This is a genomic window from Actinomadura darangshiensis, assembly GCF_004349235.1.
GTDB lineage: Bacteria > Actinomycetota > Actinomycetes > Streptosporangiales > Streptosporangiaceae > Spirillospora > Spirillospora darangshiensis.
In genome coordinates this window covers 1-11,012 of the sequence record NZ_SMKY01000298.1, presented here as the reverse complement: position 1 = coordinate 11,012, position 11,012 = coordinate 1, and the positions used below count along the sequence as shown (strand labels likewise).

The following is an 11,012-nucleotide window of genomic DNA, read 5'->3' as shown; positions in this document are numbered from 1 at the left end:
ATCCAGGAGGGCTCCGGTGACCAGCCCGTTCGTCCGTCGGCGCCGCCTCGCCACCGAGTTGCGGACCCTCCGCGAGCAGAACGGCATGACCGCCGACGAACTCGCCCAGCGCATCTACCGCTCCCGCATGACGGTGTCGAAACTGGAGAACGCCCGCTGCCGCCCCGACGTCCGCGACATCGTGAAGATCATGAGGATCCTCGGCGTCACCGGCGACAAGTTCGACGAGATCTTCAACATCGCCTGCGACGCCGCCGACCGCGGCTGGTGGGACTCCTACGGCGACGCCATGGGCGCCAGACAACGCATGTACGCCGACATCGAGTCGGGTGCCGCCTCCATCCGTGGCTACAACCAGATGTCGATCCCCGGCCTCGTGCAGTCCCCCGACTTCATGCAGGCGCTTGTCGAAATGGACCTCGCCGAAGGATCCGAGTTGAGCTACATACCTCAACGCAGCCTGGAGGCGCGGCTGCAGCGACAGCAGGGCGTTTTCCGGCGTGGAGGGCCGATCGGCGAGATCATCCTGGACGAGTTCGTCCTAAAGCGCCTGCCCGTCGCTCCACAGGCCATGGCAGCTCAACTACGCCACATGGTGGAGACACTCACTCGTGAACCGCGCTTTACGATCCTGATCCTGTCGCTCGAAGCGCGCCTCGAACCAGGCCGTCTGCCGCCGTCCGGCTACATGCTTTACACATTCCCGGACCCAACAGACCCCACCCTGGTCGTCGCGGAGAACGCCAACACCTGTCTCGTTCACACCGAGCCTAGCGAGGTGGCAGAGTATGAGCGGTACTTCAACCGACTCCGGAAGGCCACCTTGCCCGCCCTGGAAAGCATCTCCCTATTGGCGGATACGGCCGACCGATTGAGCGAAGAGGCAGGCGAGCCATGACCCCCCGCTACACCAGTTGGCGCAAGTCCAGCCACAGCAACCCGGACTCCGAATGTGTCGAGGCTGGACGTGGCTTGCTTGGCACCATCGGGGTCCGCGACACCAAGCAGGGCGAGAACGGCCCCATCCTCGACTTCACACCTCGCGAGTGGGCCGCCTTCCTGCGGGCCGTCCGCTCTTGCAACTCGTAGACGAACCCCGCAGCCAAGCCCGTCAAGTACCGGCTCGGCCCATGCTTCGAGGAATGGTCCAAGCGTCCAAGCACGAGGCCGGGCCGAAAGGTTGCGGCTCGTCCGGGGCCGTGGAGATCAAGATGCCTTCGGACGAGGAGGGAGCACGTGAACGAGACCACCATCTGGATCGGAGAGCGGCGGCTCGGTTGGATGACCGTGTCGGGGGGCCTGGATGTCCCGGGTTTCGGCCTGCTCCCGGAGTGCCGGGTGAAGGACGGTGACATCGTCCGCGGGTCGCGGGCCCGTCTGTTCCGCGACGGCGTGCTGATCGCCGAGGACCTGCACGTGGGCGCGCTGATCAGGGAGAAATCCTTCGTCGGAAATCGGCTTGAGGCGTTGGAGGCCGTCGGCGCCTCCGGACGGTGCGCGGTGGCCAGCGGGTGCGGCGACGTCCGCGAGGGCGACCGCTTCGAGGTCTACATGCGCGCGAGGACCACCGATGGCCGGCTGATGCCGGGATATCAGGCCACCGGTGTCGAGCGTCGGCTGGGAAGTGCCGAAGTCCGGGGCGTGGACGGTGATCCGCTGGTCGGTCCGGCCGCGCGGGTCGGCCCGATTGAGGGGACCTTGACGGCAGGCGACCGCGTACGGGTCGTTCGCGGTGGGGAACCGGTGGCCGAGGCGTTGCGGCTGCTGTTCGTGACCGACACGGCCGGCCAGGTGGTCGACGAGCTTCGCGCGCACAGCGGATCCTTGTATCTCGGCTTCTCCGACTTACGGCCTGGAGACGCCGTTGTGGCCTATGACGTGCCGGCACCGGTGTGGACGGAGGCGCGCAGTGCCGAGCTCTTCGTGCACCAGATGCGCTCAGACGGCGTCGTTGCCCACGCCATGGTCGACCCAGGCGAGCGCTACCGGAAGAAGCGCATGAGCAAGGACGGGCTGGCGGTCGGCCATCGGGCACGCATCGTGCGTGAAAGGACCGTCATCGCCGACGGCGTGACCATCGGCTATCTCCCTGACGAGGGCACCTTCGGCGGTTTTCTCAGAACCGGCCCGGGCGGCGGCGTTACCGGTTCCTTCGAGCTCGGCCTCGACTTCCCAGACCTGCGCACAGCCGACCGGATCGAGCCCTACCAAATCCTGGACTTGCGTGGTGGACGATACCGGGATTGAACGACCCGCATACGCCGGCGGCTACCTGGAATCGGTCGCCTTGCCGTTCTACTTCGACGGCGCCGGCTCCGGCGAAGTGCGCGGGGATCACGATTTCCACCTCGTCGGCGGCCCGTTCGAGTAGCCGGTGCCGGGTGGCGGCCGCCTGGGGTCGGTCCTCGCAGAAGCAGCTGTTGTATTCGGGTTCGAGGATTTGCACAGGGCTGTGCATGACGTCGCCGACGAACACGGCCCTGTGGCCGCGCGACCGTACGCGGAGTACGGCTGATCCTGGGGTGTGGCCTGGTGCCGGTTCCAGGGTGAGGTTGCCGTCCACTCGGTACGTGTCTTCCCAGAGCGTGGCCTTGGCGAGCACGGGTGCGATGCTGTCGGCGTAGACGAGAAGGCTTCCCTGCTGCCGCAGGCGTTCGTTGTCGCTGCGCGGAGCCGGACGCCGGTGCGCGTTCTCGGGGGCGAAGTACCGCTGGTCGACGGCCGGGATGAGGTAGGTCGCGTTCGGGAACGCCGGTTCCCAGTCTCCGTCGCCGCCGATCGTGTTCCAGCCGACGTGGTCGTAGTGGATGTGGGTGTTGACGACGACGTCCACCTCGTCCGCTCGCACACCAGCTGCGGCGAGCCGGTCCAGAAAGCCGGTGTCCAGGTGGTCGAACATCGGAATCTGCGGCCGGTCGCGGCCGTCGCCCACCCCGGTGTCGACGAGCACCGTCTTGCCCTCGCTGCGCAGGACCCAGGTCTGCACCGCGGCGTGGTAGCCGTCCGTGTCGGGATTCCAGTGATCGGGCGCGAGCCACGCTTGGTTGTCCCGCCAGATCTGCGGGGTGCTGTCGGGGATGATGACCCTGGCCGGCGCGATCTCGCCGATCCATTCGGGCACCTTGGTCACCTCGACGTCACCGATGGTGAAATCACTCATAGCGCCACTCTAGGGTGGACGGTCGGGCCGATAAATGATCGATTCACCCAGTCTGATGCTCAATCGTCTCATCGGGCGGGCGTAGTATGCGGCCGTGGACCTGCTCAGCGACATCATCGGGGTCATGCGAACCGGGCGGCCCTCGGCGAACCGCCTGCGGGTCGGCTCCCCGTGGTGCTACCGCTTTGTGCCTTACGACGGTGCGGGCTTCCACGTCGTCGTGCGCGGTTCGGGTTGGCTGCTGATGGACCGGCGAAAGCCCATCCAACTCGGCACCGGGGACGTGGTGCTCCTGCCCGCGGGGCACGCGCACGTGCTCTCGGACTCGCGCGACGGCACGCACCCGGTGCCCTTCGAGACCGCGGTGGCCGATCCTGCGGGGAGCGTCGAGATGCTGTGCGGGAAGTACCGGCTGGATCGGCGGCGGACCCACCCGTTGCTGAGGACGCTCCCCGAGCTCGTGCACCTTCCCACCCAGGCCGGGGACCATCGGCACCTGCGCGCGGCGGTAGACCTGCTCGCCGCCGAGACGACGACGCGGCGCCCGGGCCGGGACGCGGCGCTCGCCGGCCTGCTCGATCTGCTCCTCATCTACATGGTCCGCGCTTGGTTCGATGACCACGGGGACGGGGGCTGGCCCCGGGCGCTCCGCGATCCCGCCATCACGTCGGTGCTCGAAGCGATGCACAGCGACCCGGGCAGGCCGTGGCGGGTCGAGGACCTCGCGGCGGCGGCCGGGCTCTCCCGCACCACGCTCGCGAGACGCTTCACGGGTCTGGTCGGGCAGGCCCCGATGACCTACCTGACGCAGTGGCGGATGACGCTCGCGACGCGTCTGCTGAGCGATACGGACCTCGGGCTCGCGGCGGTGGCACGCCAACTGGGCTACGCTTCACCGTTCGCGTTCTCGCATGCCTTCAAACGCGAATTCGGTGTCGCACCGGGCCACTACCGCGACGACCGGCGAACAGCCGACGTCACGCCGAACGAGGAACGCGCGGACTGACGACCGCAGCACCACTTCCCTGGCCCGCCGCCGGGTGCCGCTGACCGAACGCCCGGGATCGGCCCCACCCGCCCTCACGTGGCCGAATGTGGTTCATATACCGCTCTTATACCAAGGTCGGAGACGATCTCACCGGCGCTCCACAGGGCGCCCATCGAAGCCACGGGAGGTGAATCAGTACGCGACCTCAACTGGAACTGACCGCCCCCCTCGACAACCGCCGGGGGCCGCCCGAAGCGGACGGAAGAGTCGCAGGGCACGCGCGAACTCAGTCCGTTCCAAGGCCGCCGGCCTTCGTAGGACGACCGATCCGAGCCGATTCGAGGGAGGTGGCGTGCATGCGCGATTTCACTTGGGGCTGACGAGTCGTGTTCCCGAATGGGTGATCCGACGCTGGTCGACCGGGCCCGTCCGGCATCGGGTCGCGGTCCCGGGCGGGGCCTGCCCGCCTTTGCCCCGCCCCGGATTCGAACGCGGCAGCCCCCGGAGGAGGAGTCAATGGGTGACGTCGGCCTGCGTGCGGTGTTCTCCTCGGGTGAGTTCCGCGCGCTGTGGGCGTCCGGGCTCACCTCCAAGGTCGGCGACGTGCTGGCGCGGGTCGCCGTCACGGTGCTGGCGTACGAGCGGACGGGATCGGCGGCGGTCACCGCCTTCACGTACGCGATGACGCTGCTCCCGTCGCTGGTCGGCGGGCCGCTGCTGAGCGGACTGGCCGACCGGTGGCCGCGCCGGCGGGTGATGGTCGCGACGGACCTCGTCCGGATGGTCCTGATCGTGTGCGCCCTGCCGAGCCACGTCCCGTTCGCGGTGGTCTGCGGGCTCGTGTTCGCCGCGCAGTTCCTCTCCCCGGCGGACCGGGCCGCGCGCATCGCGACGACGCCCCAGGTTCTGGACGGCGCGGCCTACCCGCTCGGCGTGGCGGTCAACCAGATGAGCGGGCAGCTCGCCAACCTCGCGGGTTTCGCCGCAGGTGGGGTCGTCGTGGCGGCGATCGGGCCGCGCCTCTCACTCGCCGTGGACGCCGCGGCGTTCGCGGTGAGCGCGCTGATCGTTCGCGCGGGCGTCCGGTACCGGGCGGCCGCCGCGGCGGGCGGCCCCCGTGCGGTGCCCGGCAAGGCGGCGGTGCGACTGATCGCCGCCGACCCCCGGCTCGCGGCGCTGGTCGGCCTGGCGGCGCTCGCCGGCTTCTACATGGCGCCGGAGGCTCTCGCGGTGCCGTACGCCGCCGATATCGGCGCGGGCACCGCCGCGGTCGGCCTGCTGTACGCAGCGATGCCGGTGGGTGGCGTGGTCGGCATGCTGGTCTTCACGCGTCTCGTTCCGGCCGGTCCGCGGCTCCGTGTCACCGGCGTCCTAGCGGTGCTGACCAGCGTGCCGCTGCTCGGGTGCGCGCTGCGCCCCGGGCTCGTCGCGACGCTCGCGTTGTGGACGGTTTCCGGCCTGTTCACCGCCTACCAGACGTCGGCGAACGCCGAGTTCGTGCGCATCGTCCCCGACGAGTTGCGCGGCCAGGCGACGGGCGTCGCGGCGTCCGCGCTCACCGCCGCGCAGGGGCTCGGCATGGTGCTCGCCGGCCTGACGGCCAGGCCGATGACCCCGCCCTTCGCGGTGGCCCTCTTCGGTGCCTTGGGCGTAGCCGCAGGCATTCCCCTCGCCCTGACCTGGCGCCGTTGCCACCGCGCGCCAATAGCCTCCCCCACCCCCGCATGACCCATCGCACTTGCCCGCGGCGCGCCGGACGAAATGAACCGCTCCTAGACCGACGGAGGTGAACCGAATGCGCGAGCTCCAGTGGACCTGACAAACCGCAGGCACGTCGCCTTTAGGACGATGACGCGCATCCGGCCGTCTCGCTGACGACGATCAGGTTCGCGGAGCAATCGAGCCGAGGCAGAAGGGAGGTGGACAGGATGCGTAGCTTGGACTGGCACTGATCGTGAAGGCGTCCCGGGGCCGGAAGGTCCCGGGACGCCGCACTTTTGGCGGCATTCACCGGCAGCGTCAGCCGGTGCAGGAGCGGTCGTGTTCGTGGGGGGGCGTAGAAGTCGGCTCGGCGGGCCATTACAGTTCCGCGGGGTCGCCAGCTGCTATCCAGCCAATGGGGACCGTCCGCTGGGAACCGCGTCGCCCGGCGCATCGGCACCCTCGAACGAAACGGTTGCGTACACTTTCTTGCGGGCGTAGTGTACGGAACGGTTTCGTTTCGTTCGGAGAGGGCGGACATCGTGGCTCAGGGACGGCGTGGCGAGGTGCGCGAGGCAGCGATCTTGGTGGCCACGCTGGAGTTGCTGGGCGAGGTCGGCTATGACCGGCTGACGATGGACGCGGTGGCGGCGCGGGCGCGGTCCAGCAAGGCCACGATCTACCGCAGATGGTCTGGCAAGCCCGAGCTCGTCGTGTCCGCCGTCAAGCGGTACGCCGCGGCCCCGGCCCCCGAGCCCGCCGAGAGCGGCGACCTGCGCCAGGACCTGCTGGCGGTGCTGCTGGCCATGCGGTCCAGCCTCACCGGCCAGGACGCCGCCCTCATCCTCGAACTCATGCTCGCGATGCGGCGCGACGCCGAACTCGCCGCCGTGGTGCGGAGCCAGGTCGTCGCGGTCAAGTCGGAAGCGTTCGGTGACGTCATCGCCCGCGCCGTCGCTCGTGGTGAGCTGCCGTCCACCGTCGACCACGCGCTTTTCGTCGAGATCAGCTCCGCCATGTTGTTCGCCCGGCTCTTCGTCAGCGGCGAGCCTCTCGACGACGCCTACCTGCGCCGCCTCATCGACGACGTTCTGTTTCCCCTGCTCCGCCAGTCCGGCTTGCAGTAAGGAGCCCCCAATGTGGCAGACGATCGGCCTCAGCCTTCTCGGCGGCGTGATGGGCGGCAACGCCTTTCCGCACTTCGTCCACGGCATCACCCGGAAGCGTTATCCGAACCTGACCGGGAACGGGCCCGTCCCGAACTTCATCGGCGGATGGGCCGGGCTCGTCCTGGCCGCGCTGCTCCTCTACTGGGCGCACGGCGACCAGCATCCGGCGGCGGCCTTCGGTTCCGCCGCATTGGGAGTTCTGCTGATCGGTCTCCTCCACGCCGGTCCGGGCGCCTTCGGACGACGAGAAGCGCAGGAGCGACCAGTCACTCGCTGAGGCGGCGGTCGTCCTTGTGGGCGGCATAGAACCCGGCTTGGCGGGACATGATCTCGCGCATTGAGGTACCACGCGGGACGCCGTAGACGGTGCCGGGGAAGTCCAGGTCGCGCTGCTTCTCCCAGAGGTCGTCGTGCCGGTCCGGAGAGAACAGTTCGGCTGGATCGCCGGCCGCTATCCAGTTGATGGGGACGACCGTGTCCGGGGCGAGGCGCGAGTTGGCGTGCAGGACGCTGTTGATGCGCAGTTCGGAGCGTGTTCCGGCCACCGAGCCCGGGAAGAGGGACGCGCCCGTGGCCACGAAGACCTCGTCTTCGATGGTGGCGCCGTTGACGTGTGCGTGGGGGCCGACCAGCACGGCGTCCCCAAGGGTCGCCGGGTGGCCGGCCCGTCCGCGGATCAGCGCGTTCTCCATGACGACCACGTCGGCGCCCGTCCGCACGGCGCCGTCCTCCGCCGTGAGGACGGCTCCGTGCAGGATGCGGGCCCGCTCCCCCAGGACGACCGCTCCGCACAGGACGGCCGAAGGCGCGACATAGGCCGACTCGGGGACCACTGGGCGCCGACCTCGGTGTTCAAGAATCATGCTCCGAGCGTACTTTCCCCCGACGCGGACCGACATTGCCTGCCTTTCTTCTAAAGGCGAGGGCAATATAGAGAGTGCCGCAGTTCTATATTGAAAATGGACAAGAAAGGATAAGCGATATATCCTGAAAGTGGTCGAGGATGGGCGGGTGGCTCGATGACGGCGGAGGGTGGCCTGCCTCGGCGCGGGCCGGCGGTGTGAGCGGGGTGTTCGGGCGCATTCTGCGGCGCCGGTGGTTCTGGCCGGTGGTCGCGGCCGGGGCCGTGCTGCTCGTGTCCGGGTTCGTGCTGGCCAAGCCGAAGGCCGACAGCGACGGCACCGTGCGCGTGATGACCTACAACCTGCGCGGCGTGAACGATCCGCCGCCCAAGGACTGGAAGACCCGGCTGCCGCTGGTCCGGCATCTGCTGGACGACCATGAACCCGACCTGCTGGGCGTGCAGGAGGCTCGGTGGTACCAGGTGCGCGACCTGGCGCGGGCGCTGCCGGACTACGGCTGGATCGGGCTCGGCAGCCAGGGCGGCACCCGCGACCAGTTCCTCGCGATCTTCTACCGCAAGCAGCGGTTCGAGGTGCTGGACTTCGACCATTTCTGGCTCTCCGACACCCCGTCCGTCATCGGCTCGGCGACCTGGGGAAACCGGTATGTCCGGATGGTGACGTGGGCGAAGTTCCGCGACCGGCGCACCGGCAAGGTGCTGTACCAGGCCAATACGCATTTGGACAATCTGTCGGCGGATTCTCGGGTGAAAAGCGCACGGCTCATTCTGGAGCGCGTGCGGAAATTCCAGGCGGGGGCTCCCGTGGTGCTCACCGGTGACTTCAACTCCGCCGCCGGAACGTCGCCGGTGTACTCGCTCCTCACCGGGCCCGACGCTTTCCGGGACACCTGGACGACGGCCCGCCGGCACGGTCCCCTCTATCGGACCGAGAACCACTGGCGGCCTCCGGAGCCGGACGGCAAGCGCATCGACTGGATCCTGGCGCGGGGAAACGTCCGGACGGCCTGGTCCGAGATCGACCCGTACCGCCTCGGCGGCATCTACGCGTCCGATCACGACCCCGTGATCGCGCACCTGAAGTTCGGCGGACAGTGAACCCGTCCTGACCAAAGTGGTTCAGTGGCGGCGTCCGCGCAGACCGAGATAGAGGCCCAGCACCGTCGCGCCCGACATCGCCTGCGCTGCCAGGAGCCCCGCGGACGGCCCGCCGGTGAGCGCCGCCAACGCGGGCGCGCAGCCGAGCACCGCGACGTCCGCACCGGTCAGCGCCCACAGCATCGGACCCGTCGGGAACGCGCCGACCGGTGTGTCCAGAACGGGCATCGAGTGGTCCACGGGCCGCCGCCGCGCCATCCGCAGCGCACCGGCCGCCAGCGCGGGGCCGCACGCCGCGCCCAGCAGCCACCACGGCCCGGCGGGCAGCGCACCCGCCGCGTCCAGTGCCGCCAGCGCCGCCACCAGCCAGCCGCCGCCCAGCAGCGCGGGAGCCATTGCCCGCGCGGCGAGCAGCGCCCGCGGACCCGCGCCGAGCAGCCGTGCCATCGCCGGGTTGTCCCCGTCGCGCCGGGCTCCGGACGTGACCGCGGCAGCGGCCGTCAGGGCTCCCGCGCACAGCACGACGGCGACGGCCGCGGGTAGGCCGCCCCCTGCCGCATCAGGTGTGGCGCGGGCGACCAGCACTGGAAGAAGCGCGGATGACGCGAGAAGGGCGACGCGGACGGGGCGGCGGGCCAGGCGCCGCCACTCCTGCCAGGCGACCGCCAGTGCGGGTGCGCGGCCCAGGCCGGACGGCCAGGGACGCGAGCGCAAGGAACGGCCACGCCAGTGAGCGTCCTCGGCGATCCAGGTCAGGGCGCCAAGGTCCATGACGACCGCCGCCACGGCCGCGTGACCGGTACGGGTGGAGGCTTCCAGCACGGCACGTGCCGGGATGCGGCCGAGCGCCGTCCACGCGCGGAGGGCCAGCCCCGCAGCCGCCACCACGAACGCCGTCGCGACCGCCATCACGGCCGACGGCGGCGCGGAGACGACGGACGCCGCCGCCTGGCGGCCCGGGCCGAGACCCGCGAAGGCCGCGATACCCGCCGAGATCACGATGACGGTGATCCCGCCGGTCAGCCACGTGTCCCACCGCTCGAAAGCCTGGGCCGACACCGCCGCCGACATCCCGCCCACCATCGTCGCGACGCCGATCGCCAGCGCGGCGGTCAGACGCAGGACGGTCTGGTCCTGCGTACCGAGAACGGCCAGCAGGCCCACCCCCAGCGCCGCGCCGGCCAGGACCGAGACCCCGATGAGGATGACCGCCGTACGGCCGAGCACGCCGCGGCGCGGTAGCGGCGACAGCAACAGCCACGCCGCGTCCGCAGCGGGCAGCGCCACAGGGCCGAACATCCTGGCCGCCGAGAGCGCCCCCGCCAGAAGCAGCGCGAGCAGCGCCACGCCCGCGGACGCCCGCGACGGGTCGACCTCGCGCGGCACGGCCGACAACGCGCCGACCAGCACCGGACCCGCGATCACCACCGCGAGCACCAGCCCGAGAAGGCTCGCATAGCGGTCCGACAGTGTGCGCCCGCGGGGTCGCCGCGTTCGCATGTACGCCCGGACCTCCGTCGCGCTCGCGACGCCGCTCATGCGGCCTCCAGGATGACCGGCCGCGCGCCTGCCGCCTCGGCGAGACGCAGGTCGTGGGTCGCCATGACCACCGTGCCTCCCCCGTCCGCGTACCCGGCGATGATCCCGGCCAGGCGGCTCCGGAACTCGGTGTCCAGACCTCGCTCGGGCTCGTCCAGCAGAAGCACACGGCTCGGCCTCAGCAATGTCATCGCCAGCGACAGCCGCTGCCGCTGCCCGGTCGACAGCGACAGCGGTACCAGGTCGGCCCGCGCGGTGAGGTCGAAAAGGTCCAGCGCCGCCCCGGCGTCCATCCGCGCCCCGGCCGGGCCGTGCACCGCGCCCATCAGCTCCAGGTGCTCGCGGACGGTCAGCCCCGGATACCACGCAGGCTCTTCGCCGGCCATGACGACGTCGCGCCAGAAATCCGGCTCGTCGGCCGGCGGCCGGCCGAACACCCCGACCCGCCCGTCCGCCGGCTGCAACCCCGCCAGGCAACGCAGCAGCGTCGTCTTC

Annotated in this window: 12 protein-coding genes; 8 read left to right on the top strand and 4 right to left on the bottom strand. The window is 70.2% G+C overall.

What is annotated here, in order from left to right:
- The first annotated feature begins 16 nt into the window (after positions 1-16).
- From E1293_RS38645 to E1293_RS38635, 3 genes are all read left to right on the top strand, one after another.
- On the top strand, positions 17-898 hold the full coding sequence (locus E1293_RS38645; protein WP_132203702.1) for a helix-turn-helix domain-containing protein: 882 nt from the start codon (positions 17-19) through the stop codon (positions 896-898).
- Positions 895-1,089 (top strand): DUF397 domain-containing protein, encoded by a 195-nt coding sequence (locus E1293_RS50335; RefSeq protein ID WP_132203700.1) that lies wholly within the window; start codon positions 895-897, stop codon positions 1,087-1,089. The genes E1293_RS38645 and E1293_RS50335 overlap by 4 nt, the downstream gene beginning before the upstream one ends.
- A 147-nt stretch (positions 1,090-1,236) precedes the next feature.
- Positions 1,237-2,247 (top strand): hypothetical protein, encoded by a 1,011-nt coding sequence (locus tag E1293_RS38635; RefSeq protein ID WP_132203698.1) that lies wholly within the window; start codon positions 1,237-1,239, stop codon positions 2,245-2,247.
- Here E1293_RS38635 and E1293_RS38630 read toward each other — a convergent pair.
- On the bottom strand, positions 2,141-3,160 hold the full coding sequence (locus E1293_RS38630) for an MBL fold metallo-hydrolase (protein WP_132203696.1): 1,020 nt from the start codon (positions 3,158-3,160) through the stop codon (positions 2,141-2,143). The two genes, E1293_RS38635 and E1293_RS38630, sit on opposite strands and share 107 nt — an antisense overlap.
- Positions 3,161-3,254: 94 nt before the next feature.
- Here E1293_RS38630 and E1293_RS38625 point away from each other — a divergent pair, with 94 nt between their 5' ends.
- The 4 genes from E1293_RS38625 (at position 3,255) to E1293_RS38610 (ending at position 7,295) form a co-directional block, all read left to right on the top strand.
- Positions 3,255-4,166 carry an AraC family transcriptional regulator gene (locus E1293_RS38625; protein WP_132203694.1) on the top strand — a complete coding sequence of 304 codons (912 nt, stop codon included), beginning with the start codon at positions 3,255-3,257 and terminating at the stop codon, positions 4,164-4,166.
- A gap of 498 nt (positions 4,167-4,664) precedes the next feature.
- Positions 4,665-5,876, top strand: a complete 1,212-nt coding sequence (locus E1293_RS38620) for an MFS transporter (protein WP_165978585.1) — start codon at positions 4,665-4,667, stop codon at positions 5,874-5,876.
- A gap of 539 nt (positions 5,877-6,415) precedes the next feature.
- On the top strand, positions 6,416-6,976 hold the full coding sequence (locus E1293_RS38615) for a TetR/AcrR family transcriptional regulator (RefSeq protein ID WP_207939344.1): 561 nt from the start codon (positions 6,416-6,418) through the stop codon (positions 6,974-6,976).
- Between the two features lie 10 nt (positions 6,977-6,986).
- On the top strand, positions 6,987-7,295 hold the full coding sequence (locus E1293_RS38610) for a hypothetical protein (RefSeq protein ID WP_132203690.1): 309 nt from the start codon (positions 6,987-6,989) through the stop codon (positions 7,293-7,295).
- On the opposite strand, the gene E1293_RS38605 is transcribed toward E1293_RS38610, so the two are convergent.
- On the bottom strand, positions 7,285-7,881 hold the full coding sequence (locus E1293_RS38605; RefSeq protein ID WP_132203688.1) for a gamma carbonic anhydrase family protein: 597 nt from the start codon (positions 7,879-7,881) through the stop codon (positions 7,285-7,287). The genes E1293_RS38610 and E1293_RS38605 overlap by 11 nt on opposite strands.
- Positions 7,882-8,087: 206 nt before the next feature.
- Between E1293_RS38605 and E1293_RS38600 the strand changes: the two genes are divergently transcribed.
- Positions 8,088-8,978, top strand: a complete 891-nt coding sequence (locus tag E1293_RS38600; RefSeq protein ID WP_165978584.1) for an endonuclease/exonuclease/phosphatase family protein — start codon at positions 8,088-8,090, stop codon at positions 8,976-8,978.
- A 21-nt stretch (positions 8,979-8,999) separates the two neighbouring features.
- On the opposite strand, the gene E1293_RS38595 is transcribed toward E1293_RS38600, so the two are convergent.
- Positions 9,000-10,517, bottom strand: a complete 1,518-nt coding sequence (locus E1293_RS38595; protein ID WP_132203684.1) for a DUF6297 family protein — start codon at positions 10,515-10,517, stop codon at positions 9,000-9,002.
- Positions 10,514-11,012 (bottom strand): ABC transporter ATP-binding protein (locus E1293_RS38590; RefSeq protein ID WP_132203682.1); only part of this gene is annotated, 499 nt, incomplete at its 5' end. The genes E1293_RS38590 and E1293_RS38595, both read right to left, overlap by 4 nt.

Coding starts and splice junctions, on each gene's coding strand:
- E1293_RS38595 (WP_132203684.1), bottom strand. CDS start 10,517: ATGAGCGGCGTCGCGAGCGCGACGGAGGTCCGGGCGTACATGCGAACG.
- E1293_RS38605 (WP_132203688.1), bottom strand. CDS start 7,881: ATGATTCTTGAACACCGAGGTCGGCGCCCAGTGGTCCCCGAGTCGGCC.
- E1293_RS38610 (WP_132203690.1), top strand. CDS start 6,987: ATGTGGCAGACGATCGGCCTCAGCCTTCTCGGCGGCGTGATGGGCGGC.
- E1293_RS50335 (WP_132203700.1), top strand. CDS start 895: ATGACCCCCCGCTACACCAGTTGGCGCAAGTCCAGCCACAGCAACCCG.
- E1293_RS38630 (WP_132203696.1), bottom strand. CDS start 3,160: ATGAGTGATTTCACCATCGGTGACGTCGAGGTGACCAAGGTGCCCGAA.
- E1293_RS38620 (WP_165978585.1), top strand. CDS start 4,665: ATGGGTGACGTCGGCCTGCGTGCGGTGTTCTCCTCGGGTGAGTTCCGC.